This window comes from Streptomyces sp. NPDC053665 (genome assembly GCF_055585285.1).
Window position 1 is genome coordinate 180,904 of record NZ_JBVJKK010000007.1, and the last position, 23,853, is coordinate 204,756.

Consider the following 23,853-nt stretch of genomic DNA (forward strand, 5'->3'; position numbering starts at 1 on the left):
GGCGACGGCCCTCCACGCACGCGTGGAGGGCCGTCGCCGTGCCGCCGGTGTCAGCCGCTCAGGGCTTGAGCACGAGCTTGTCGGTCGTGCTGCCGTCCACCGCCCGGTCCGAGAAGGACCACGGCAGCAGTTCGCCGTCGGCCCACTTGTCCGTCTGGTCGACGTAGTGGGCGCTGTAGGCGTGCCCGGAGGCGCCGGTGAGGTTGATCCAGCGGGACTTGTCGAGGTCGCCGAGGTTCACCACCATCCGCATGGACGGCACCCACACCACCCCGTAGCCGCCGGCGGCGTTCCAGCCGGTGGCGTTGACCGTGGCCTCGCCGCCGCCGAGCTCCCAGGGACCGCGGTTGAGGGCCTGGCGGACGAAGCCGGGCCCGGCCGTGCCGAGGGTCTGGTTCTTCAGGAACAGGCGGTGCAGCCGGCCCCAGCTCCAGGAGTCGATGTCCTTGCCGAGCTTGGCGGTCAGCTCCCAGCGGGCGTCGACCATGGCCCGCTTGAGCAGCTGGTCGCGGTTGACGGCACCGTCGCGGGTGCCCACCTCGGGCGTCCGCCACCAGTCGCTGTCCGGCTGGCTCATCAGCGTGCGGACCACCTCGTACCACCGGTCGCCGCCGTCAGGCTGGGCCCGGTCGGGGTCGCGGCGGCCGCACTCACGGACCTCCCCGGCCTCGTCGGCGGGGCCGGTGGTGTTGACCGGCTTGACCCACAGGCACTGGCCCTTGGCGCGCAGCTCCTTGGGCAGCTTGTTGCCGAAGGCGAGCTTGAGGACGTTGCGCCAGACGGCGTTGAAGTACGCGGCGGCGGCCGAGTCGGCGTCCTGGGTGTAGTCCCAGCCCTCCAGCAGCTTCTGCGCCTCGCGGACGTCCTTGTTCTCCGGGTCGATCTTCAGCAGCGTGGGCACCAGCAGCCGCGCGATCTCGCTGCTGTTGTCGAGCTGCATCTGCCGCATGTCGTCGGTGGAGACCTTGCCGCCGTCCTTGATCTTCGACTGGATCAGGTCGGTGATCCGCTGGCTGCGCGCGCCGTAGCCCCAGTCGGTGGTGAGGGTGTGGGGGTACTTGTCCTCGTCGATCACGGCCTGGTTGGCGGTGACGATGTAGCCGCGCTCGGGGTTGTACTCGTAGGGCAGCGCGTCCTGCGGGAGGTAGCCGGTCCAGCGGTAGTCGGGGTCCCAGCCGGGTGCGGGGACGGAACCGTCGTGGTCCTTCGCGCGCGTGGGGATCTTCCCGGGCAGGGTGTAGCCGATGTTGTCCTCGGTGTCGGCGTAGACCAGGTTCTGCGAGGGGACCTCGAACAGGGCCGCGGCCTTGCGGAAGCCGGTCCAGTCCTTCGCCCTGCCCATGGCGAAGACGGCGTCCATGGTCCGGCCCGGCTGCAGGGCGGTCCAGCGCAGCGCGACGCCGTAGCCGTCGCCCCGGTCGGGTGCGGCGGTGTCGACGGTGGCCTTGCGGCCGACCGTCACGAGCTCCTCGTCGCGGTCGGACAGCAGGGGCCCGTTGTTGGTCTCGCGGACGACGATCTTCTTGGGCGTCCCGCCGGCGACCTTGATGGTCTCCTCGCGCGTGGTGAATGGCTTGATCTTGCCGTCGTACTGGTAGCCGTCGCCGGTGATCTTCTCCAGGTAGAGGTCCGTGACGTCGACGCCGGAGTTGGTCATGCCCCAGGCGATGTCCTGGTTGTGGCCGATGATCACACCGGGCATGCCGGCGAAGGTGTAGCCGCTGACGTCGTACTGGCAGGCGCTGGAGACGCTGCGGCAGTGCAGGCCCATCTGGTACCAGACGGAGGGCAGCGAGGGCGACAGGTGCGGGTCGTTGGCCAGTAGCGGCTTGCCGGTGATGGTGTGGTCCCCGCGCACGACCCAGGAGTTGGAGCCGATGCCGTCCCCGTTCACGCCGACGGCCGGGGGCAGGTCGTCCAGCACCCGGGTGAGACCGGTGAGCTGGCTCTCCACGCCCGAGGTGCCGGACGGGCCGGACGTCCCGGCGGAGCCACCCGGGGTGCCCGACGTGCCCGAAGTGCCCGAACCACCCGACGTGCCCGAGCCGGTGCCGCCGGTCCCGTTCGCGCCGGGCGTCCCGGAGGTGCCGGGGGTCCCGGAGCTCCCGGCCGTTCCGCCGGTGCCGGACGAGTCGCCCTGGGTGAAGGTGCCCGTCAGCGCGTCGACCTGGCCCTCCTGCACGATCGCCTTGTTCCGGCTGTACGGGTACTGCGGGTACAGGTCGGCGATCTGCTTCGGTCCCAGGCGGCTGGTGAGCAGGGCGCGGTCGATCTCGTCCTGCATGTTGCCGCGCAGGTCCCAGGCCATCGCCTTCAGCCAGGAGATCGAGTCGACCGGGCTCCACTTGTGCGGCTTGTAGTCGTTGGTGAAGCCCAGCGCCGCGTACTCCAGGGAGATGTCCTCGCCGTCCTTGCCCTGGAGGTAGGCGTTGACACCCTCGGCGTAGGCCTGGAGGTACTTCTTCGTGGACGCCGACAGCTTGGTCTCGTACTCGCGCCGGGCGACGCGGTCCCAGCCGAGGGTGCGCAGGAACTCGTCGTTGTCGACCTGGCTCTTGCCGAACATCTCCGAGAGCCGGCCGGAGGCCATGTGGCGGCGCACGTCCATCTCGTAGAACCGGTCCTGCGCCTGGACGTAGCCCTGCGCCATGAACAGGTCGGCGTCGGAGGAGGCGTAGATCTGCGGGATGCCGTAGCCGTCCCGTTTGACCTCGACCGGGCCCGACAGGCCCTTGAGCGTGAGGGTGCCCTTGGTCTGCGGGAAGGAGGCCCGGACCGTGCTGATGGTCCAGTACGCGCCGAAGGCGACGCCCCCGAGGAGGGCCAGCACCAGGACGAGCACGAGGAGACGGGCCTTGCGCCCCTTTCTCCTGCCGGACTTGCCGGGCTGCTGACCCGTGGAGGCGGTGGTGTCGGTGGGCATCGCTGTCCTTGCTGTCCTAACGCGAGCGGCAGGTTCGGCTGTGCTTTTAACTGAGCGCTGGAGCAACGATAGGCGCAGGGCCTTGCGCCCCTTGACGCGGAGTCGGGAACCGGCACGGACGGACGTTCGATCTTGCCTTCTCGAGTGTCAAGAAATCGTCAAGAGTTAGGTAAGGTAACGAAGTAGTTGGCGCGATGCGCCACTGCGTCATGTGCGATGTACGTGAGCCCACGCGCGCGTGCGTGCGGGCCAGGGAAGGATTCGGCCGCTGACTGTCCATCACCTCAACCAGCTCCTGCTCGTCTGCTCGCTCGTCCTGCTCGTCGCCGTCGCAGCGGTACGGATCTCCTCGCGCAGCGGGCTCCCCAGCCTGCTCGTGTACCTGGGGATCGGCGTCGCCATGGGCCAGGACGGCGTGGGTGACATCCACTTCGACAACGCCGAGCTGACCCAGGTCATCGGGTACGCGGCCCTGGTCGTGATCCTGGCCGAGGGCGGCCTGGGCACGAAGTGGAAGGAGATCGAGCCGGTGATGCCGGCCGCCACGGCACTGGCGCTGGCCGGTGTCGCGGTGAGCGTCGGGGTCACGGCGTCGGCCGCGCACTACCTGGTCGGGCTGGAATGGCGGCAGGCGCTGATCATCGGGGCGGTGGTCTCCTCGACCGACGCGGCCGCCGTGTTCTCCGTGCTGCGCAAGATCCCCCTCCCCGCGCGCGTGAAGGGCACGCTCGAGGCGGAGTCCGGCTTCAACGACGCCCCCGTGGTCATCCTCGTGGTGTCCCTGTCCACCGCCGGGCCGGTCGAGCACTGGTACGTGCTGCTGGGCGAGATCCTGCTGGAACTGGCGATCGGCGCGGCCATCGGCCTCGCGGTGGGCTGGCTCGGCTCCTGGGGGCTCAGGCACGTGGCGCTGCCCGCGTCCGGCCTGTACCCCATCGCCGTCATGGCCATCGCCGTCGTCGCGTACGCGGCGGGCGCGCTGGCCCACGGCAGCGGCTTCCTCGCGGTCTACCTGGCCGCGATGGTGATGGGCAACGCGCGGCTGCCGCACTGGCCGGCCACGCGCGGCTTCGCCGACGGGCTCGGCTGGCTGGCGCAGATCGGCATGTTCGTCATGCTCGGCCTGCTCGTCACCCCGCACGAACTGGGCGACGACATCGTGCCCGCGCTGGTCATCGGGCTGGTCCTGACGATGGTGGCGCGGCCGCTGGGGGTGTTCGCCTGCCTGACCCCGTTCCGGGTGCCCTGGCGGGAGTCGGCGCTGATGTCCTGGGCGGGCCTGCGCGGGGCGGTGCCTATCATCCTGGCGACCATCCCGATGGTGAAGGGCGTCACCGGAAGCGACCGGATCTTCAACATCGTCTTCGTCCTGGTCGTCGTCTACACCCTGGTCCAGGGCCCCACACTGCCCTGGCTGGGCCGCACCCTGCGCCTCGGGGAGGACGCGGAGGCCGCGGACCTCGGCATCGAGTCGGCCCCCCTGGGGCGGCTGCACGGGCACCTGCTGTCCGTGGCGATCCCCGCGGGGTCGAAGATGCACGGCGTGGAGGTGGCCGAACTGCGGCTGCCGCACGGTGCCGCCGTGACGCTCGTGGTGCGCGGGGGCGAGTCGTTCGTCCCGCTGCCGACGACGATCCTGCAGCGGGGAGACGAGCTCCTGGTGGTCGCCACGGACCCGGTGCGGGACGCGGCCGAGAACCGGCTGCGGGCCGTGGGCCACGGGGGCAAGCTCGCCGGATGGCTGGGCACGGGCGGACCGAAGCCCTGAGGGTGCTTTGCCCCTTTTGGCCTTTTGGTATTGCAGGGCGGGCGCCCCATGGTGCTCGCTTTCACAGGCCGGGCAGCCCTTGATCCCTGTAAGATGAAGGCGTACCCAGATCGAACCAACTCTGCCTGACGCAGAGCTGGCGCGACCGTATGGCGGTCGGGACACCCCTCCTCACCGGGCCCCGGCATCTACCGCAGTTCCGCGCAAGAGGACAGCTCTCGGCGAGGCCCATGACGGGGCCGGCGCTACCAGGCGGCAGAAAGGCACGGGCCGTGGAGTCCACGGTCACCTCGGAGAAGTCGAAGAACTCGACGGCTTCCGCCCGCCCGGGATACGGCCGGCTGCTGCGCACCCGCGGCGCCTGGACGTTCCTGCTCCCCGGCTTCGCGGCACGGCAGCCGTTCGCGATGCTCACCCTCTCCATCGTCCTGCTCGTGCAGCACACCACCGGCTCCTACGGCGCGGCGGGCGCCGTCGCGGCCGCCACGGGTGTCTCCATGGCGCTGTTCGCGCCTTACAGCGGCCGCCTCGCCGACCGCTACGGGCAGCGCACGGTGCTGGTCCCCGGGGTCCTGCTGCACGCCGTGTCCGGGCTGACGCTGACCGCGCTGGCCCTGATGGACGCACCCCTGTGGGCGGTCTTCGCGGCCGCCGTGCCGACCGGCGCCTCGGTCCCGCAGATCGGGCCCATGGTGCGGGCCCGCTGGGGCGTGAAGCTCAAGGACTCGCCCCTGATGTCCACCGCGGCCGCCTTCGAGTCGGTCACGGACGAGCTGACCTTCGTCCTCGGGCCGCTGCTGGCCACCGCCCTGTGCACCGCCGTCGACCCGGCCGCGGGCCTGGTCGCGGAAGCCTCCCTCACCCTGGTCGGCGGCCTGCTGTTCGCCGCGCAGAAGAGCACCCAGCCGTCGGTCTCCGGCACCGGCCACGCACGCGTGGAGCACGTCTCCGCCCTGCGGGTGCCCGGGGTGCGGGTGCTGATCGTGACCTTCCTGGGCATCGGCACCGTCTTCGGCGGCATGCAGGTCTCGCTGGCCGCGTTCACCGAGTCGATCGGCGAACCGGGTCTGAACGGCGTCCTGTACGGCGTCTTCGCCGCGGGCAACATGCTCTCCGGCCTGGTGTGCGGCGCGATCGCCTGGAAGGTGGCACCGCAGCGGCGCCTGGTCGTCGGCTACACCGCGCTCGCGCTGACCGCGTCGGGCCTGTGGGCCGCCCACTCGGTGCTGGTCCTCGCCGGTCTCGGGCTGCTGGTCGGCGTGTGCATCGCGCCCGCCCTGATCACCGGCTACACCCTGGTCGAGAGCCTCGTCCCGGCCGGTGCCCGCACGGAGGCCTTCACCTGGCTGACCGGCGCGGTGGCACTCGGCCAGGCCGCAGCCGTCACGGTCGCCGGGCAGCTGGAGGACCGCCTGTGGGACGGCGCCGGTTTCCTGGTGCCGATGGGCGGCACGGTCCTGGCCCTGCTGACCCTTCTGTCCCTGCGTTCCCGGCTGTCCGCACGGGGTCCGGGGCGGACCGTGGCACGTGGCGTGGGTCACCGCGTGCCGGTGGCAGTGGACTGAGCGGCCGGAATACGTCACTATGGAGCGTCGTTAGCACTCATCGAGTGAGAGTGCCAGGAGGAAGACAGTGCCCACCTACCAGTACCAGTGCACCGAGTGCGGCGAGGGCCTCGAGGCGGTGCAGAAGTTCACCGATGACGCTCTGACCGAGTGCCCCACCTGCAAGGGTCGCCTGAAGAAGGTGTTCTCGGCGGTCGGCATCGTCTTCAAGGGCTCCGGCTTCTACCGCAACGACAGCCGCGGCTCCTCGTCGAGCAGCTCCCCGGCCGCGTCGAAGTCGTCGAGCTCCTCGTCGTCCTCGGACTCCGGCTCGTCGAGCTCCGGCTCCGGCTCGTCGTCGAGCGGCTCGTCGTCGAGCACGAGCAGCTCGGCCGGCAGCAGCACCACCGCCGCGTAGGGCCTGCCCCGCACCGCACTTCCTTACGGGACCCTGTCGCCCCCGGGCGACGGGGTCCTCGGTGTTTCCGCGTGCGGTTAGGGTGCGGGCATGGCGAACAAGGCGAAGGCGACGGGTGCGGTGGGCTCCGCGGATGCGGCGGCGGACTCTGTGGCGGCGGGCGCGGGGGCGGGCGCGGACATCGGGGTCATCGGCGGCTCCGGGTTCTACTCCTTCCTCGACGATGTGACCGCGGTCCGGGTCGACACCCCGTACGGGCCTCCCAGCGACTCGCTCTTCCTCGGCGAGGTCGCCGGCCGCCGGGTCGCCTTCCTGCCCCGGCACGGGCGGGGCCACCACCTGCCGCCCCACCGGATCAACTACCGCGCCAACCTGTGGGCCCTGCGGTCGGTCGGTGTGCGCCAGGTCCTCGCCCCGTGCGCGGTGGGCGGCCTGCGCCCCGAGTACGGGCCGGGCACACTGCTGGTGCCCGACCAGCTCGTCGACCGCACCAAGGCCCGCGCCAACTCCTACTTCGACGGGCTGCCGCTGCCCGACGGGTCGGTGCCGCACGTGGTCCACGTGTCACTGGCCGACCCCTACTGCCCCACCGGGCGGACCGTCGCGCTGAAGGCGGCACGCGGCCGGGACTGGGAGCCGGTGGACGGCGGGACGCTGGTCGTGGTCGAGGGACCGCGCTTCTCCACCCGCGCGGAGTCGCTGTGGCACCAGGCGCAGGGCTGGTCCGTGGTGGGCATGACCGGCCACCCCGAGGGGGCCCTCGCCCGCGAGCTGGAGCTCTGCTACACGTCCCTGACGCTGGTGACCGACCTCGACGCGGGCGCGGAGACCGGGGAGGGCGTCTCGCACGACGAGGTGCTGCGGGTGTTCTCGGCGAACGTGGACCGGCTGCGCGGGGTGCTGTTCGACGCGGTGGCCGGGCTGCCGGCGAACGGCGAGCGGGACTGCCTGTGCGTGGGGGCGCTCGGTGGGATGGATCCGGGGATCGTGTTGCCGTAGTCGGGGTGCCGGGGCCGGGGTGCCGGGGCCGGGGTCCGGGGCCGGGGTGCCGGGGCCGGGGTCCGGGGCCGGGTGCCGGGGTCGGGGTGCCGGGGCCGGGGATGAGAGGACAAGGGTAGCGGCCGGGAGAGGGCAACGGCCGGGGCGGGGCGGAAGTTGTCATTCCGGTGAGGGAGTTGTCCACAGGTCCGTGGTGCGTCCACAGGCCTCAGCGGGCGGCCGTGCGGAGCCTCATCGTGGGGAGCGCAAGCCGGTCCCTCGTCGCAGGTGGTGGTTCCCGTGTCCCTCGCCCAGTCGTTGTCCGTCCCTCCGCCCGTTCGCCCGTCCGGGTCGCCCGGAGCCCTTGCGCCTTCGTCGATCCCCGCTGCCGTTCCTCCCCGGCCCGGCGGGTTGTCCCCCCGGCCGCCTGCCGTCCCCGCCTGGGCCGCTGCCGCGGCGGGGCCGCCGGAGGCGCAGGTGCCCGCCACGCGCGAGGTGCCGCGCTTCGAACCCGTGCGGGTGCGCGGGGGCCGGTGCCTGCCCGGCCGGCTCGGGCGGCAGCGGCGGGTGGCCCTCGCGGCCGGGCTCGCCGTCGTCGCGACCGCGTTCGCCATGGCGGGCCCGCGTGACGCGGACGGGGCCCGCGGCCATCCCCGGGCCGAGCCTCCCGCGCACGACTCCTCGCTCTCCGGCAGGCCTGCCGCCCGGCGCGTCCCCCCGCGGAGCGGGTGACGGCGCCCGTCCGCATCGCCGACGCGGCCACCGTGCGGCTGCTGCGCCCCGGCGACCGGGTCGACGTCATCGCCGCCGAGGAGACCGCCGGGGGCGGTGAAGCCCGGGTGGTCGCCCGCGGGGTCAGGGTGACGAAGGTTCCCGAGCCCCTGGAGGACACTCCGGACGCCGGGGCGCTGGTCGTGCTCTCGGTGCCGCGGGAGACCGCCGCCCGCCTGGCCGGGGCGAGCGCCGCCGGACGGTTGGCGGTGACCCTGTGGTGAGGTCCGCCGCGGCGTCCGCGGAGCTCTCGCGCACGGTCTGGTCGAGTCCCGTGTCCGGTCCCTCGTCAGAGGGACCCGGGTGCGCTGTTCGGCCCAGCGTTGACGTAGGTTGCGGAGCGTTTTGTTCCACAGGCTGCGCGTGCGAGAAGAGGCCCCGAGGTGAGCGAGAAGAAGGATCCGAGCGTCTGGCAGGGCTTCAAGACCTTCCTGATGCGCGGGAACGTCGTCGATCTGGCGGTCGCGGTCGTGATCGGTGCCGCGTTCACCAACATCGTCAACGCGGTGGTGAAGGGGATCATCAACCCGGTCGTCGGGGCCATCGGCACCAAGAACCTCGACCACTACAGCTCGTGCCTGAGCACGTCGTGCGACGGCGACGAGGGCATCCAGATCCTGTGGGGCTCGGTCCTGGGCGCCACGCTCAGCTTCGTGATCACCGCGGCGGTCGTCTACTTCCTGATGGTTCTGCCCATGGCCAAGTTCCTGGCCCGGCAGGAGGCCCGCCGCAAGGCGAAGGAGGGCACGCAGGAGGTCCTCGAGGTGACCGAGCTGGAGGTGCTGAAGGAGATCCGCGACGCGCTGGTCGCCCAGCGCGGCGCCGGGCACGACCGGCCGTAGGAGCGCGGCGGGTCGTAGCGGCGCGGGCGGCGGCCCGGCCCGCCGTAGTGGCGCGGGCGGCGGCCCGGCTGCTTCACAGGTGGTGGGGCGGCTTCTCGTCGAGGAAGCGGCGGAGGTCGGCCGCGGCGCCACCGGAGTCGGTGCGGTCGCCCCAGCCGCGGTCGGTGTCGTCGGAGGACTGCTGGTCCAGCGGGTCGTCGAAGACCAGCGCGGGCCTGGGCTCGCGCGGCTCGGCCTCGGGGCGCTCGGGCTCGGAACCGGACGCGGACTCGGGGGCGGTACTCATGCGTCCAGGGTACGGTCGCGGAGAAAATCCCCCCGCCTTCTGCTGTGCTGGGAATCATGACCTCCAGCACCGCTCCCCCGCCCGCCCCCTCCGACGGCCCAGGTGGCTCAGGCGCCCCGGACCACCGCGGTCCCCTGCGCAGGCTCCGTGCGCGCGACCGCGAGGAGGCGCACCGGGCCGCATCGCCGCTGGAGCTCTTCTTCGACCTGTGCTTCGTGGTGGCCGTCGCGCAGGCGGGCATCCAGCTCGTGCACGCGGTCGCCGAGGGGCACGCGGGCGAGGGGATCCTCGACTACGCGATGGTGTTCTTCGCCCTGTGGTGGGCGTGGATGAACTTCACCTGGTTCGCCTCCGCCTACGACAACGACGACGTCCTGTACCGGGTCGTCACCCTGGTGCAGATCGCCGGCGTGCTGGTCCTGGCGGCCGGGGTGTCGCGGGCCTTCGAGGAGCACGACTACCTCCTGGTGTGGCTGGGCTACGCCATCATGCGGCTGGCGCTGGTGTCGCAGTGGCTCCGGGTGGCCCGGGCGAGCGAGGGCCCGGAGCGTGCGACGGCCCTGCGGTACGCGGGCGGTGTGCTGCTGTGCCAGGTCGGCTGGCTGGGGCTGCTGTTCCTGCCGGGGGACGTCCGGCCGTGGTGGTTCCTGGTGATGGCGCTGCTGGAGATGTCCGTGCCGCCCATCGCGGAGAGGCACCGCTCCACGTCCTGGCACCCGCACCACATCGCGGAGCGGTACGGGCTGTTCACCATCATCGTGCTGGGCGAGACGATCGCCGCGGCCACGGTCGCCGTGAAGTCCGGTGTCGACGAGAACGACGCGCTGGGCGAGCTCCTCCCGATCGCCGCGGGCGGGCTGCTCATCATCTTCGCCGCGTGGTGGGTGTACTTCGCGGTGCCCATCCACGGCCATCTGCGCTCCAACCGGCAGGCGTTCCTCTGGGGCTACGGCCACTACCTGGTCCTGGCCTCGGCGGCCGCGATCGGGGCCGGTCTGGAGGTGGCGGTGGAGCACACGGTCGGCGAGGCGCACATCTCCACGCTGTCGGCGTCGGCGGCCGTGACGCTGCCGACGGCCCTCTACCTGCTCACCCTGTGGGCCTTGCACTCTCGGTACTTCAAGCGGGGCATCGGCCAGCAGATGGTGCTGCCGACGACGGCCCTGCTCGTCATCTGCTGCACGTTCCTGGGTGACTGGGCGGTACTGGCCGCGGGCCTGGTCTGCGCGCTGTCGGTGGTGGCGGGGGAGGTCCTGGCCACGCGCCGGACCGCCGGGAGGAGCGGGGCGGCGCCCCGGACGGTCTGACGGCGGCACCGGCGCACCGGCCGGCGTCTGGACGAGACTGTCCGTCATGACAGTTGACGCTCTGACGGATGTCGCCGGTCTGCGGGTGGGGCATGCGACGCGTGCCGGTGACGGTTGGCTCACGGGCACCACGGTCGTGCTTGCCCCGGAGGGCGGGGCTGTGGCCGCCGTGGACGTGCGGGGCGGTGGTCCCGGCACCAAGGAGACGGACGCGCTGGACCCGCGCAACGTGGTCCGCACGGTCGAGGCGATCGTGCTGACCGGGGGCAGCGCCTACGGGCTGGACGCCGCGTCGGGGGTGATGGCCTGGCTGGAGGAACGGGGGCGAGGGGTCCGCGTCGGGGCGGATCCGGCGCACGTGGTGCCGGTGGTGCCGGCCGCCTGTGTCTTCGATCTGGGCCGGGGCGGCGACTTCCGCGCCCGGCCGGACGCGGCGACGGGCCGGGCCGCCGTCGAGGCCGCGGCGGCGAGCGAACCCGGTGCTCCCGTGGCGCAGGGGTGTGTGGGTGCCGGTACGGGCGCGGTGACGGGGGTGGTGAAGGGCGGCGTGGGCAGCGCGAGCACGGTGCTCGACAGCGGCGTGACGGTGGCGGCGCTGGTGGTGGCGAACGCGGCGGGATCGGTGGTGGATCCGGAGACGGGGGTGCTGTACGGGGAGTTGTTCCAGGGGCGCGTGGCGTACCCCGCGGCCGAGGTGCACGCGGCGGCGGTGCGGCGGCTGGCCGAGACGGCGGCGCGCAGTGCTCCTCCTCCGCTGAACACCACGCTCGCGGTGGTGGCCACGGACGCCGGCCTGACCAAGGCGCAGGCGCAGAAGCTGGCGGGCACCGCGCACGACGGGATCGCCCGGGCGGTGCGGCCGGTGCACCTGCTCAACGACGGGGACACGGTGTTCGCGCTGGCGACGGGCGAGCGCTCCCTGGACGCGGCGGACCCGCTCGCCCTGAACGAGATCCTCGCCGCCGGGGCGGACGTGGTGACCCGGGCGATCGTGCGGGCGGTGCGGGCCGCCGAACCGGTGGACGGGCCGGGCGGGGCGTGGCCGTCGTACGGGGAGCTGTACGGGGAGCCGCACGGGGAGCGGTACGGGGAGTCGCACGGGGAGCGGTACGGGGAGTCGCACGGGGAGCCCTGAACCGGGGTGGCCGGGCACGGCGGCTGCTCCCGGGGGCCGGACTTTTGTCGCGGTTCTGTCACGTGATGGCCTTCACCGCGCACGGGCGGAACCCGGTCCGCGGCCCGGGCCCTCTTCCCTGGCGTACCGGAGCGGATCACGCACATCACATGAACTGGGAGCAGCCCGTGACAACGCCGAACATTTCAGCGCGGCGCACTCTGGGGGCCTGTGCCGCCCTGGTGGTCGGCGCCCTCACGCTCACCGCCTGCGGCGGCAGCGCCACCGCCAAGGACGACGAGAAGGGCGGCGGGAACGACGCGAAGACGTCGGTGGCGAAGATCGCGATCTCGGCGAAGGACGGTTCGACCGGCGCGTCCATCAACAAGACCGGGGTGAAGGTCAGCGGCGGCAAGCTGACCGAGGTGAAGATGACGGTCGCGGACAGCGGTGCGGCGGTCACGGGTTCGCTCTCCGCCGACGGCAAGGTGTGGAAGCCGAAGGAGCAGCTGGAGCGCGGGACCAAGTACCGGATATCGGCGACCGCCAAGGACGCGGACGGCAGGACGGCCGCGGCCAACTCCATCTTCACGACGGTGTCGACCTCGAACAGCTTCATCGGGACGTACACGCCGGACGACGGCACCACGGTGGGCGTGGGCATGCCGGTGTCGTTCACCTTCGACAAGGCGATCACGGACCGCAAGGCCGTGCAGTCGCACATCTCGGTCACCTCCAGCAGCGGGCAGAAGGTGGTGGGGCACTGGTTCAACGGCCGGCGGCTCGACTTCCGGCCCGAGGAGTACTGGAAGGCCGGCTCCAAGGTCACCATGGACATCGACCTGGACGGGATCGAGGGCGCCAACGGCGTCTACGGGGTGCAGAAGAAGACGGTCACCTTCACCATCGGTCGTTCCCAGGTCTCCACGGTCGACGCGAACACGCAGACCATGACGGTCGTCCGGGACGGCAAGACGCTCAAGTCGGTCCCCATCTCGACCGGCGACGCGCAGCACACCACGTACAACGGGCAGATGGTGATCTCCGAGAAGTTCACCCAGACCCGCATGAACAGCCGGACGGTCGGGATGGGCGGCGAGTACGACATCCCGGACGTGCCGCACGCGATGCGGCTGACGACGTCGGGCACGTTCCTCCACGGGAACTACTGGTACAACAAGGGCAACCCGCCCTTCGGGCGCCAGGGCACCAGCCACGGCTGTGTGGGACTCGCCGATGTGCGGGGCGCCGGCGGCGACACCCCCGCCAAGTGGTTCTACGACAACTCCCTGATCGGGGACGTGGTGATCGTGAAGAACTCCCCCGACAAGACGGTGGCGCCGGACAACGGGCTCAACGGCTGGAACATGGCGTGGAGCCAGTGGGTCGCGGGCAGCGCCTCCTGACCGGGCGGAGGACCGCCCTGACCGGGTGAATGACCGCCCCGACTGGGGTTCTTGACGCATCGGACGGGCCGCGCGGGAACTTTTCGCGCGGCCCGTGCGTTTTCCCGGACGTACGTTTTCTCGGTTCCCGGACATGATGTCCGACCGAGGGGCTACGGTATGCACCCACAAGGTGACATGCAGCAACGCCGGGAGAAACCTTGAGCGTTCCGTACGAGACGGCAGCGTACGAAGGCCATGACTCGCCCGAGTCTCCGGAGGAGCACCTCGCGCGGCTCCTCGGCCGCGCCCTCAACTCCTTCGAGTTGCCGGACGAGACGATAAGGCTGCTCGACTGCGCGTTGGCGCACGACGGCTCGCTGCACTCCGCCCACCACAGCGAGGGCCTGCATCGCGAGACGTACCGGCACACCTGGCTGCTGGCCGACGGGTGCGCGCTCACCCTGTGGGAGCTGGTGCACAACACGGTGCCGGGCGGCGAGCCGCAGCACGAGGTGTACGCCGACGAGGAGGAGCTGCGCGCCGCGACGGCGCGGCTGGCGCTGCCGCCGGAGACCCCGGACTTCGAACTGCCGGTGACGGTCCAGCTGTCGGCGGTCGCCGCGCCGCGGCACGCGTACGCCGGGGAGGGCTCGGCGGACCACGCGCGCCGTTTACTGCGCCGGGCGGAGAACCCGGACCGGCCGGGCGCGGACGTGGCGGCCCTCCTGGCCACGGCGTCCGGTCACCAGATCACCCAGGCGTTCGGCCGCCCCAGCCGGGCGGGCCGGGCGGTCCTGTCCTTCACGCTGTACGAGCACGCGTTCCTGCTGCGCGACGGCGAGGAGGTCTCCCTCTGGGAGGTCGAGCACACGGCGACGCCGGACGGACGGCACATGTGCGAGGTGTACGCCGACGAGGAGGCGGCGCGTGCGGCGATGGAGCGCCGCGCGGAGCAGTTCTCCTGGCCGGACGGGGGGTTGGCGGGCCGGGAGCTGACGGGTCGACAGGTGACGGACCGGGGGCTGACGGACCGGCCCTCCGGCTCGGACCGCCTGTCCTAGACGGTCCGGCCGCCGAGGCGGCGGACCAGTTCGGAGAAGGCGTCCCGCTCCTCGCGGGTCAGTTCCACGGACTCCGACCGGTGCCCCGTCTGCCGCTGCTGCGGAAGAGCGGGGAGAGGCCGGCCTTCGGGCCATCGGGAGACGTGCTCGGGCATGCCGCCCAGTGAACACCACGGCCCGGGACTGCGGTCCCGGGCCGTGATTTTCGTGATCTATCTCGCAGGTGGCATGAACCGTTCAGACAGCCCGAATGGGGCGAAGACCGGTCGGGGCCATGGCATCTGCTCTCATGCCGCGACCGACTCCTTCGTCTCCGCGGCCGTCTTCGCGGCCGGGACGGCGGAGTCCTCGCCGGTGGCCGTCGCGGCGCCGGGGGCGGGTGCGCGCAGACTCTTCAGGACGATCACCAGGGTGGTGGTGACACAGACGCCCGCGGCGATGGCGACCAGGTAGAGCAGCGGGTTGCCGATCAGCGGGACCACGAAGATGCCGCCGTGCGGGGCGCGCAGGGTGGCGCCGAAGGCCATCGACAGGGCGCCGGTGACCGCGCCGCCCGCCATGGAGGCGGGGATGACGCGCAGCGGGTCGGCCGCGGCGAACGGGATCGCGCCCTCGGAGATGAACGAGGCGCCCAGCACCCAGGCGGCCTTGCCGTTCTCGCGCTCGGTCCGGGTGAAGAGCTTGCCCCGCACGGTCGTCGCCAGGGCCATGGCCAGCGGCGGGACCATGCCGGCCGCCATCACCGCGGCCATGATCTTCATGGCCGCGTCGGCGGGACTGGCGACGGCGATCCCGGCGGTGGCGAAGGTGTAGGCGACCTTGTTGACGGGGCCGCCCAGGTCGAAGCACATCATCAGGCCGAGGAGCATGCCGAGCAGGATCGCGTTGGACCCGGACAGGCCGTTCAGCCAGTCGGTCATGCCCTTCTGCGCCTCGGCGATGGGCTTGCCGATGACGACGAACATCAGGAACCCGACGATCGCCGAGGAGATCAGCGGGATCACCACCACCGGCATGATGCCGCGCAGCGCGGCGGGGACCCGCACCCGCTGGATCGCCAGCACCACGCCGCCGCCGATCAGGCCGGCCGCGAGACCGCCGAGGAACCCGGCGTTGATGGTGAGGGCGATCGCGCCGCCGACGAACCCGGGCACGAGGCCGGGCCGGTCGGCCATGCCGTAGGCGATGTAGCCGGCCAGGACCGGGACGAGGAAGCCGAAGGCGACGCCGCCGATCTGGAAGAGCAGGGCCCCCCAGCTGTCGGCCTGCGTCCAGAGGAAGTGGTCCATGACGGACGGGGCCTTGTCGACCTTGTAGCCCCCGAGCGCGAAGCCGAGGGCGATGAGCAGACCGCCCGCCGCGACGAACGGGACCATGTAACTGACGCCGGACATCAGCCACTTGCGCAACTTGGTGCCGTAGCCCTCGTGCGAGTCTCCCGCGCGCTCGACCGGGGTCGCCGGGGCGGAGCCGGCCGTGACCTCGCCGCGGGCGGCCTTCTCGCGGACCTCGGCGATGAGTTCGGCGGGACGGTTGATGCCCGCCTTCACACCGACATCGACGGTCGGCTTGCCGGCGAAGCGTTCCTTCTCCCGCACGGGCACGTCATGGGCGAAGATCACGGCGTCCGCCGCGGCGACGACCGCGGGATCGAGCCGCGTGAAACCGGCCGAGCCCTGCGGCTCGACGGTGAGTTCGACGCCCGCCTCGCGGCCGGCGTTCTCCAGCGCCTCGGCGGCCATGTAGGTGTGGGCGATGCCGGTGGGGCAGGAGGTGACGGCGACGATCCGGAACGCGGGCTCCCCGGCCCGGCCGGACGCCTCGACGTCTCCCGGCGCCTCGGGCTGTCCCGGCGCCTCGGGCTGTTCCGGCGCCTCGGTCCCGCTGTCCGCCTCGGTCCCGCTGTCCGCCCCGTCCCTTCGGTCCGCCCCGCCCCCGGCGGTCCCTTCGGCTTCGGCTATGGAAGCGCCTCCGGCCCCGGCTGCGACCGTGGCGGCGGTGGGAGAGGCCGCTCCCGCCGCCGCCACGGAGTCGGGGGAAGCCGCCCCGGCGGGCGGCACCGGCTCGTCGCCGCGGATGAGGGCGGCCGCGACGGCCGGGTCGCCCACACCGCGCAGCGCGTCGGTGAACTCGCTGTTCATCAACTGCCGGGCCAGGGACGACAGGATCGTCAGGTGGGCGTCGTCGGCACCGGCGGGCGCGGCGATCAGGAAGATCAGGTCGGCGGGACCGTCGGCGGCTCCGAAGTCGACGCCCCGGGCGCTGCGCCCGAAGGCCAGGGTCGGCTCGGTGACGTGCGCGCTGCGGCAGTGCGGGATGCCGATCCCGCCGTCGAGGCCGGTCGGCATCTGGGCCTCGCGGGCGGCCACGTCGGCGAGGAAGCCGTCCAGGTCGGTCACCCGGCCCAGGGCCACCATGCGCTCGGCGAGGGCGCGCGCCGCCGCCTCCTTCGTGTCGGCGGACAGGTCGAGGTCGACCAGCTCCGCCGTGATCATGTCGCTCATCGCGGGCTCCTTAGCACGCGTATCGCCCGGTGGGAGGAGTGGGCGGGGAGGGGACGGGGTCGGGGACGCGGTGCGGGGTGAGAGGGGAGGGCGGGGATGCGGTGGAGGGTGAGGGGGAGGGTGGGTGCGGGAGGGGACGGGGTGGCCCGCCGCTCCCGTAGGCGTGCCTGCGGCCGGCCGTACGTCATGACACCGGCTCCCGCAGCGGGCGGTCGGCGGGGACCTCCGGTGTGACCGTCACCGCGGCCGGGTCCAGGTCGGCCGGCGTCGGCATGACGCTGCCGGGCAGCCGGACGGCGGCGGCGCCGTGCGCGACGGCGGAGGCCAGGGCCTCGGGGCCGTTGCCACCGGCGATGAGGAAACCGGCGAGGGAGGAGTCGCCGGCGCCGACGTTGCTGCGGACCGACTCGACGCGGGCGCTGCCGAACCACGTGCCCTGTTCCGACACGAGCAGCTGCCCGTCGGCGCCCAGACTGGCCAGGACGGCCCGGGCGCCCCGCTCGCGCAGTTCCTCCGCGGCCTTCAGGGCGTCCCCGACGGTGGCCAGGGGACGGCCCACCGCCCCGGACAGTTCCTCGGCGTTGGGCTTGACCACGTCGGGCCGCTCACGCAGGGCCGCGAGGAGGGCGGGCCCGGAGGTGTCCAGGGCGATCCGGACCCCGGCGGCGTGGCTGCGGGCGACCAGGTCGGCGTACCAGGAGGGGGCGAGGCCGCGCGGGAGACTGCCGCAGCAGGCGATCCAGGCGGCGTCGCGGGACTGCCGCCGCACGGTCTCCAGCAGCAGTTCCGTCTCGGCGTCGGACAGTTCGGGACCAGGCGCGTTGATCTTCGTCAGGACGCCGTCGGACTCCGCGAGGGCGATGTTGGAGCGGGTGGCCCCGGCCACGGGGACCGGGGCGACTTCGATGCCCTGCTGGTCGAGCAGCTCCGCGACGAGCGCTCCGGGGGCGCCGCCCAGGGGCAGGACCGCCACCGTGCGCCGCCCGGACGCGGCGACCGCCCGCGAGACGTTCACGCCCTTGCCCCCGGGGTCCATCCGTTCGCCCGTGGCGCGGACGACCTCGCCGCGGTCGAGGGACGGCACCTCGTACGTGCGGTCCAGGGACGGGTTGGGGGTGACGGTGAGGATCATGCGCGCACCGCTTCCGTGCCACCGCGCTCGATCGCGACGGCGTCCTCGGTGCTCAGCCCGCTGTCGGTGATCAGCAGGTCGACGTCGCTCAGGTCGCCGAACCGGGCGAAGTGCTCCTGGCCGTGCTTGGAGGAGTCGGCGAGCAGCACCACCCGGCGGGCGGCGGCCACGGCCGCGCGCTTCACGGCGGCCTCGGCGAGGTCGGGGGTGGTCAGCCCGTGGTCGGCGGAGAAGCCGTTGGCGGCCACGAACAGCACGTCGGCGCGGATCTCCGCGTACGCCCGCAGCGCCCAGGCGTCGACGGCGGCGCGGGTGCGGTGCCGTACGCGGCCGCCGACGAGGTGCAGCTGGATGCCGGGGTGGTCGGCGAGGCGGGCGGCGATGGGCAGGCTGTGGGTGACGACGGTGAGGGAGGCCTCCAGCGGCAGGGCGGCCGCCAGGCGGGCCACGGTCGTGCCGGCGTCGAGGATCACCGTGCCCTCGGCGGGCAGTTCCGCGAGGGCCGCCTTGGCGATGCGGTCCTTCTCGTCGGCGGCGGTGGTCTCCCGCTCGGCGAGGTCCGGCTCGAAGTCCAGCCGTCCGGCCGGGATGGCACCCCCGTGCACGCGGCGGACCAGCCCGGCGCGGTCGAGGGCCTTCAGGTCCCGGCGGATCGTCTCCGCCGTCACCTGGAACTCCTCGGCCAGCGACACGACGTCCACCCGGCCGCCGTCACGGGCGAGCCGGAGGATCTCCTGCTGCCGCTCCGGTGCGTACATGCCCGTTCGCCTCCACCTCATGCCCGAACGTGTGGTTTCAGCGGGAGGCTACGCCGTGATGTCCGCGAAGTAAACAGGTTCGGACGTGCATCGGACTCAGTCGGGCACGAACGGACCCGGCACCGAGCGGTGCCGGGTCCGTGACCGGGTCCGAGCGGTGCCGGGGTCCGTCGCCGGGTCCGTCGTCGAGACCGTCGCCGAGCCCGCTGCCCGGTCCGTCGTCCCCTCGCCCCCGTCGTCCCGTGTCAGACCAGCGCGGCCTTCTCACCCTCGTGGGCGGCGTGGCCGTCCTCGTCCGCCGTCTCGGGCTCATCCGCCGTCTCGGGCTGTCCGCCCTCGATGTGCTGGGCGGGCCGCTTCGGCAGCGCGAACATCAGCAGGAAGATGGCGCCCATGACGCCGGCGACCCAGCCCAGCGCATGCTGGAAGGCGTCGACGAAGGCCGGCCCCACCTGCGCCGGGCGCAGGTGGTCGGCGATGGTGCCGAAGAAGACGACCGAGACCAGGCCCAGCCCCAGCGCGTTGCCCATCTGCTGCACCGTGCTGATCAGCCCCGACGCCGAGCCCGCGTGCTCGCGCGGCACCTCGGAGAGGATCGCGTCGGTGAGCGGCGCGACGATCAGGCCCATGCCGGCGCCCATGACGACCAGCGGCAGGGCCATCTGCCAGGGCGTGACGGCCAGACCGTAGTGCCCGGCCTCCCAGAGGTACAGGAGCACTCCCACGCCCATCACCAGGGCGCCCGCCTGAAGCACCTTGCGTCCGAACACCGGCACCAGCTTCTGCACCGAGACACCCGCGGCCACCGACACGGCGATCGAGAACGGCACTCCGGTCAGCCCGGCCTTCAGCGGGCTCCAGCCCAGCCCGAACTGCATGTAGAGGGTCCACACCAGGAAGAACACGCCGAGCGCGATGCCGAAGACGGTCTGCACGGCGATACCGGCCGCGAAGCTCTTGACCTGGAACAGCGACAGCTCCACCAGCGGCGAGCCGTCCCGCCGTGCCTTGCGCCTCTCGTACACCACCAGCGCCGCCAGGACGAGGACCGAGCCGGCCATCGAGACGTACCCCCACGCCGGCCAGCCCAGCTCGCGGCCCCGGATCAGCGGGTAGAGCAGCATCAGCAGGCCCAGCGTCACCAGCGCGACGCCCACCAGGTCCAGCTTCAGGGCGCGGGGCGCCTTGGACTCGGTGATGAAGCGGCCGCCGAGGACCAGGGCGGCGACGCCCACGGGCAGGTTGATCAGGAAGATGGCGCGCCAGCCCCACCCGAACAGGTCCCACTCGGTGAGCAGCGCGCCGAGCAGCGGCCCGGACACGGCACCGAGGCCGACGACCGCGCCGAACAGCCCGAACACCTTGCCGCGCTCGTGCGCCGGGAAGGTCGCGTGCACGATCGACAGCACCTGCGGCACCATCAGCGCCGCCATCGCGCCCTGAAGGAATCGGGAGGCGACCAGCATGTCCGGGTTCACCGCGAGACCGCAGAGCGCGGAGGCGACGGTGAAGCCGCCGATGCCCAGCAGGAAGATCCGCTTGCGCCCGTGGATGTCGCCCAGCCGCCCTCCGGTGATCAGCCCCGCGGCGAAGGCGAGGGCGTACCCGGCGGTGATCCACTGGATCTCGCTGAACGACGCCCCCTCCTCGCGCTGGATCGACGGGATGGCGATGTTGACGATCGTGACGTCGACGAGGTCCATGAAGGCCGCGGTCATCACGATGGCGAGGGCGAACCAGCGGCGGCGGTCGCCTGCGCCGGCCGGGCCGGCCGCACTGCCGAGGGTGGTGTCGGTGGAGTTCATACCGTGAAGGTAGGGGGCCTATAGGTCAGGTCGTGTCCTAGTGGTACGGCATCCTCGGGACCATGACGACGGACACCCCGGCCCGGCTGCTGACGCTCCTCTCCCTCCTCCAGACGCCCCGCGAATGGCCCGGCGGCGAGCTCGCCGAGCGGCTGCGGGTCTCGCGGCGCACGGTCCGGCGGGACATCGACCGGCTGCGCGAGCTCGGCTACCCCGTGCAGGCCACGAAGGGCTCCGACGGCGGCTACCGGCTGGTCGCCGGGAAGGCCATGCCGCCGCTGGTGCTCGACGACGAGGAGGCCGTCGCCATCGCGGTCGGGCTGCGCGCCGGGGCCGGGCACGCGGTCGAGGGCCTGGACGAGGCGTCGGTACGGGCCCTGGCGAAGCTGGAACAGGTGCTGCCCGGCCGCCTGCGCCACCGCGTGACGACCCTCCAGGCCGCCACCACTCCCCTGACCAGCGGGGACGGACCCAGCATCGCGCCCGAGACCCTGACCGTCATGGCCTCCACGGCGGCCGGGCACGAGCGCCTGCGGTTCGCCTACCGGGCGGCGGACGGCACCGAGTCCCGCCGGCTGACGGAGCCGTACCGGCTGGTGTCCACCGGCCGCCGCTGGTACCTGGTGGCCTACGACATCGACCGGGACGACTGGCGCACGTTCCGTGTGGACCGGGTGAGCGAGCCGTTCGCCACCGGCGCCCGGTTCGTCCCGCGCGAGTTGCCCACGGGGGACGCGGCGGAGTACCTGCGGCGGTCCATGCAACGGCAGCAGCGGACCTACGAGTTCGAGGTCGACTTCGCCGCCCCCGCCGAGTACGTCGCCGCCCGCGTGCCCCACTGGCTCGGCCGACCCGAGCCACTGGACGACGGCAGGTGCCGGCTGCGGGGGTCCGTCGGGGACGCGGTGCAGTGGATGGCGTTCCGGCTGGCGATGCTGGAGTGCGACTTCGTGGTGCACAGCCCGGCGGAACTCGTCACGGCTGTGCGGGAGTTGGGGGCGCGGTTGAGCAGGGCGGCGGAGGGCGGGGTCCCCCGGCCGGGGGCGTGAACCGGAGGCGCCGGGGCCGGGAGGGGGAGGCCCGGGCCCGCGCGCCTCAGCCCGCCCAGGGGAAGTCGCGCAGCGCCGCGAGGTTGCGCAGGGCGAGCTCCGCCGGTCCGCCCGGCCCCTCCACCGGACCTTCGCCCTCGGCCCAGTCCTCCATCGCGGTCCGCACGGCGGCGCTGGCCACGGCAGCGGCGAACCGCAGGTCAGCCCCGGGGGCAACGTTGTCGGGGGACGCCTCACCGGCCCCGGCGACACGTGTCAGTCGTTCCTCCAGCACCTCGGCCAGCAGCCGTTCCGACGCCTGGCAGACCTCCGCCCACACCCTGCGCAGGGACGGGTTGGCGTCGGCCAGGCGCAGCAGTGCGCGGACCCACTCCCAGGAGGCCGTGGAGACACCGCCCCCGGGGGTGAGGGTGTGGCGCGCGCCCTCCTCCAGGGCCCGGAGCAGCCCGACGCCGGCCGGGGCGGCGCGTACGGCCTCCGCCCAGCGCCGGGACCCTGTCGCGTAGAGCGGGGCGACGGCCTCCTCCTTGGTGGCGAAGTACCGGTAGAAGGTGCGCGGGGCGATGCCGGCGGCCTGGGCGATGTCCTCGGCGCGGGTGGCGCGCAGGCCGTGCCGTACGAAGAGGCCGGCCGCCGCCCGGGCGATCTCCATGCGCGTCTCTGCCTTCCGCCGCTCGGTCAGCGAGTGCGGAGGCGGGCTGGGGGTGGTGCTGCTCACGCCCGGCAGGCTATGCCCATGTGACACAATCTGCCATCTGGCGGGCCACCCCGTGGTTCAGGTACGGGGTGCCCCGCCCCCAGCTGGCCCTTCCGACCACGCCGGAGGCCGCGGGGCGGGCCGCAGAAAGCGAGCCGGGCCCCGGCGTCCGGGGGGAGGGACGCCGAAGCCCGGCTGGGGAACGTCCCGGCGCCGGGGGGAGTGCGACGGGACGTGGTGTGCGGGGATCGGGGACCGCGCCCCGATCCGAACTGGTGGACCCAGAAGTCTTGTTCCCTGCGTCCGGGGATTGAAGCGGCGTTACAACGCCATGTTTGCGCGGTCTTTCGCCACCCGGCGTACGCGGTGCCCCCCGGGCGCCTCCGGTGCGTCGCCCACGGGTCGTGGGGACGGGCCGGGCGCCCGGACGCTCACCGTGCGGCGGGGGTCAGGCCGCCGCGTCGAAGCCGGTGCTGCGGGCCAGCTTCTTCAGCTCCAGCAGCGCGTGCTTCTCGATCTGGCGGATGCGCTCGCGGGTCAGGCCGTGCTCCTTGCCGACCTCGGTCAGCGTGCGCTCCCGGCCGTCCTCGATGCCGTAGCGCATCTTGATGATGGACGCCGTGCGCTGGTCGAGACGGCCGATGAGGTCGTCGAGCTCCTCGCTGCGCAGCAGCGTGAGCACCGACTGCTCGGGCGACACCGCCGAGGTGTCCTCCAGGAGGTCGCCGAACTGGGTCTCGCCCTCGTCGTCCACCGACATGTTCAGCGAGACCGGGTCGCGGGCCCAGTCCAGCACGTCGGTCACGCGCTCGGGCGTGGAACCGAGCTCGGCGGCGATCTCCGCGGGCTCCGGGTCCCGGCCGTGCTCACGGTTGAACTCGCGCTGCACACGGCGGATCCGGCCCAGCTCCTCCACCAGGTGGACGGGCAGGCGGATCGTGCGGGACTGGTCGGCTATCGAGCGGGTGATCGCCTGGCGGATCCACCACGTGGCGTACGTGGAGAACTTGAAGCCCTTGCGGTAGTCGAACTTCTCGACCGCGCGGACGAGGCCGGCGTTGCCCTCCTGGATCAGGTCCAGCAGCGGCAGGCCGCTGCGGGGGTAGCGGCGGGCGACGGCGACGACCAGACGCAGGTTGGAGCGGATGAAGATGTCCTTGGCCCGCTCCGCGTCCGCGACCAGCGCCTCGAGCTCCTCGCGGCTGGCGTCCGTCTTCGTCTCCTCGAATCCGTCGAGGACCTGCCGTGCGAACACACCCGCTTCGATGACCTGGGACAGCTCGACTTCCTTGGCGGCGTCGAGCAGCGGTGTGCGCGCGATCTCGTCGAGGTACATGCCGACCAGGTCGCGATCGGCGATCTCGCCGCCATGGGCGCGAACACTGCTTGCCGCGTTCGCCGTCTCGCCGGTGGCGGACTGACGACGGGCGACGGCACGGGTTGCCATGCGTGCTCCCTTGCGAATTGAGGTCAGCGGGTGGTCCTTCGGACGCGGACTCCGTCTCGGG

Annotated in this window: 21 protein-coding genes; 12 read left to right on the forward strand and 9 right to left on the reverse strand. The window is 72.7% G+C overall.

Going from position 1 to position 23,853, the window contains the following annotated elements:
- Window positions 1-58: 58 nt before the first annotated feature.
- A complete protein-coding gene (locus ACZ6ZN_RS26620) occupies window positions 59-2,923 on the reverse strand; it encodes a penicillin acylase family protein (RefSeq protein ID WP_469650075.1) in 2,865 nt (954 codons plus the stop codon).
- Window positions 2,924-3,161: 238 nt separating this feature from the next.
- Between ACZ6ZN_RS26620 and ACZ6ZN_RS26625 the strand changes: the two genes are divergently transcribed.
- From ACZ6ZN_RS26625 to mscL, 7 genes are all read left to right on the forward strand, one after another.
- Entirely contained in the window at window positions 3,162-4,691 is a 1,530-nt protein-coding gene (locus ACZ6ZN_RS26625; protein WP_398111038.1) for a potassium/proton antiporter, read from the forward strand.
- A gap of 272 nt (window positions 4,692-4,963) precedes the next feature.
- A complete protein-coding gene (locus tag ACZ6ZN_RS26630; RefSeq protein WP_469650079.1) occupies window positions 4,964-6,256 on the forward strand; it encodes an MFS transporter in 1,293 nt (430 codons plus the stop codon).
- A 67-nt stretch (window positions 6,257-6,323) separates the two neighbouring features.
- Complete coding sequence (locus ACZ6ZN_RS26635) at window positions 6,324-6,653, forward strand: FmdB family zinc ribbon protein (protein ID WP_469650081.1); 330 nt, start codon at window positions 6,324-6,326, stop codon at window positions 6,651-6,653.
- A 90-nt stretch (window positions 6,654-6,743) separates the two neighbouring features.
- Window positions 6,744-7,652 (forward strand): S-methyl-5'-thioadenosine phosphorylase, encoded by a 909-nt coding sequence (locus tag ACZ6ZN_RS26640; RefSeq protein ID WP_469650083.1) that lies wholly within the window; start codon window positions 6,744-6,746, stop codon window positions 7,650-7,652.
- Between the two features lie 456 nt (window positions 7,653-8,108).
- On the forward strand, window positions 8,109-8,363 hold the full coding sequence (locus ACZ6ZN_RS26645) for a hypothetical protein (RefSeq protein ID WP_469650085.1): 255 nt from the start codon (window positions 8,109-8,111) through the stop codon (window positions 8,361-8,363).
- The gene (locus ACZ6ZN_RS26650) at window positions 8,360-8,626 is read left to right on the forward strand and encodes an RcpC/CpaB family pilus assembly protein (RefSeq protein WP_469650095.1); all 267 of its coding nucleotides are present in this window, start codon (window positions 8,360-8,362) and stop codon (window positions 8,624-8,626) included. The genes ACZ6ZN_RS26645 and ACZ6ZN_RS26650 overlap by 4 nt, the downstream gene beginning before the upstream one ends.
- A gap of 159 nt (window positions 8,627-8,785) precedes the next feature.
- The gene (gene mscL, locus ACZ6ZN_RS26655) at window positions 8,786-9,244 is read left to right on the forward strand and encodes a large conductance mechanosensitive channel protein MscL (RefSeq protein WP_469650096.1); all 459 of its coding nucleotides are present in this window, start codon (window positions 8,786-8,788) and stop codon (window positions 9,242-9,244) included.
- 73 nt (window positions 9,245-9,317) lie between these two features.
- Here the strand turns inward: mscL and ACZ6ZN_RS26660 are convergent, their stop codons facing one another.
- Window positions 9,318-9,530 carry a hypothetical protein gene (locus tag ACZ6ZN_RS26660; RefSeq protein WP_451876707.1) on the reverse strand — a complete coding sequence of 71 codons (213 nt, stop codon included), beginning with the start codon at window positions 9,528-9,530 and terminating at the stop codon, window positions 9,318-9,320.
- Window positions 9,531-9,586: 56 nt separating this feature from the next.
- On the opposite strand from ACZ6ZN_RS26660, the gene ACZ6ZN_RS26665 reads away from it, so the two are divergent.
- The 4 genes from ACZ6ZN_RS26665 (at window position 9,587) to ACZ6ZN_RS26680 (ending at window position 14,400) form a co-directional block, all read left to right on the forward strand.
- Entirely contained in the window at window positions 9,587-10,837 is a 1,251-nt protein-coding gene (locus tag ACZ6ZN_RS26665; RefSeq protein ID WP_469650099.1) for a low temperature requirement protein A, read from the forward strand.
- Between the two features lie 46 nt (window positions 10,838-10,883).
- Window positions 10,884-11,972 (forward strand): P1 family peptidase, encoded by a 1,089-nt coding sequence (locus ACZ6ZN_RS26670; RefSeq protein WP_469650101.1) that lies wholly within the window; start codon window positions 10,884-10,886, stop codon window positions 11,970-11,972.
- A gap of 167 nt (window positions 11,973-12,139) precedes the next feature.
- Window positions 12,140-13,357, forward strand: coding sequence for a L,D-transpeptidase (locus tag ACZ6ZN_RS26675; protein ID WP_469650104.1), 1,218 nt, complete (start codon window positions 12,140-12,142; stop codon window positions 13,355-13,357).
- Between the two features lie 200 nt (window positions 13,358-13,557).
- Window positions 13,558-14,400 carry a DUF6227 family protein gene (locus ACZ6ZN_RS26680; protein WP_469650107.1) on the forward strand — a complete coding sequence of 281 codons (843 nt, stop codon included), beginning with the start codon at window positions 13,558-13,560 and terminating at the stop codon, window positions 14,398-14,400.
- On the opposite strand, the gene ACZ6ZN_RS26685 is transcribed toward ACZ6ZN_RS26680, so the two are convergent.
- The 5 genes from ACZ6ZN_RS26685 to ACZ6ZN_RS26705 all read right to left on the reverse strand — a co-directional run bounded on the left by ACZ6ZN_RS26685 (window position 14,397) and on the right by ACZ6ZN_RS26705 (window position 20,599).
- Window positions 14,397-14,555, reverse strand: a complete 159-nt coding sequence (locus tag ACZ6ZN_RS26685) for a hypothetical protein (protein WP_398111027.1) — start codon at window positions 14,553-14,555, stop codon at window positions 14,397-14,399. The two genes, ACZ6ZN_RS26680 and ACZ6ZN_RS26685, sit on opposite strands and share 4 nt — an antisense overlap.
- Window positions 14,556-14,687: 132 nt before the next feature.
- Complete coding sequence (locus tag ACZ6ZN_RS26690; protein ID WP_469650110.1) at window positions 14,688-16,904, reverse strand: PTS fructose transporter subunit IIABC; 2,217 nt, start codon at window positions 16,902-16,904, stop codon at window positions 14,688-14,690.
- A 184-nt stretch (window positions 16,905-17,088) separates the two neighbouring features.
- Window positions 17,089-18,036 (reverse strand): 1-phosphofructokinase, encoded by a 948-nt coding sequence (pfkB, locus tag ACZ6ZN_RS26695; protein ID WP_469650112.1) that lies wholly within the window; start codon window positions 18,034-18,036, stop codon window positions 17,089-17,091.
- Complete coding sequence (locus tag ACZ6ZN_RS26700; protein WP_451876699.1) at window positions 18,033-18,794, reverse strand: DeoR/GlpR family DNA-binding transcription regulator; 762 nt, start codon at window positions 18,792-18,794, stop codon at window positions 18,033-18,035. The genes pfkB and ACZ6ZN_RS26700 overlap by 4 nt, the downstream gene beginning before the upstream one ends.
- Window positions 18,795-19,039: 245 nt before the next feature.
- Window positions 19,040-20,599, reverse strand: a complete 1,560-nt coding sequence (locus tag ACZ6ZN_RS26705; protein ID WP_469650116.1) for an MFS transporter — start codon at window positions 20,597-20,599, stop codon at window positions 19,040-19,042.
- Between the two features lie 62 nt (window positions 20,600-20,661).
- Here ACZ6ZN_RS26705 and ACZ6ZN_RS26710 point away from each other — a divergent pair, with 62 nt between their 5' ends.
- Window positions 20,662-21,648 carry a helix-turn-helix transcriptional regulator gene (locus ACZ6ZN_RS26710; RefSeq protein WP_451876697.1) on the forward strand — a complete coding sequence of 329 codons (987 nt, stop codon included), beginning with the start codon at window positions 20,662-20,664 and terminating at the stop codon, window positions 21,646-21,648.
- Between the two features lie 46 nt (window positions 21,649-21,694).
- On the opposite strand, the gene ACZ6ZN_RS26715 is transcribed toward ACZ6ZN_RS26710, so the two are convergent.
- Complete coding sequence (locus tag ACZ6ZN_RS26715) at window positions 21,695-22,366, reverse strand: TetR/AcrR family transcriptional regulator (protein WP_469650118.1); 672 nt, start codon at window positions 22,364-22,366, stop codon at window positions 21,695-21,697.
- A gap of 427 nt (window positions 22,367-22,793) precedes the next feature.
- A complete protein-coding gene (locus tag ACZ6ZN_RS26720; protein ID WP_369194527.1) occupies window positions 22,794-23,792 on the reverse strand; it encodes a sigma-70 family RNA polymerase sigma factor in 999 nt (332 codons plus the stop codon).
- Window positions 23,793-23,853: the final 61 nt, after the last annotated feature.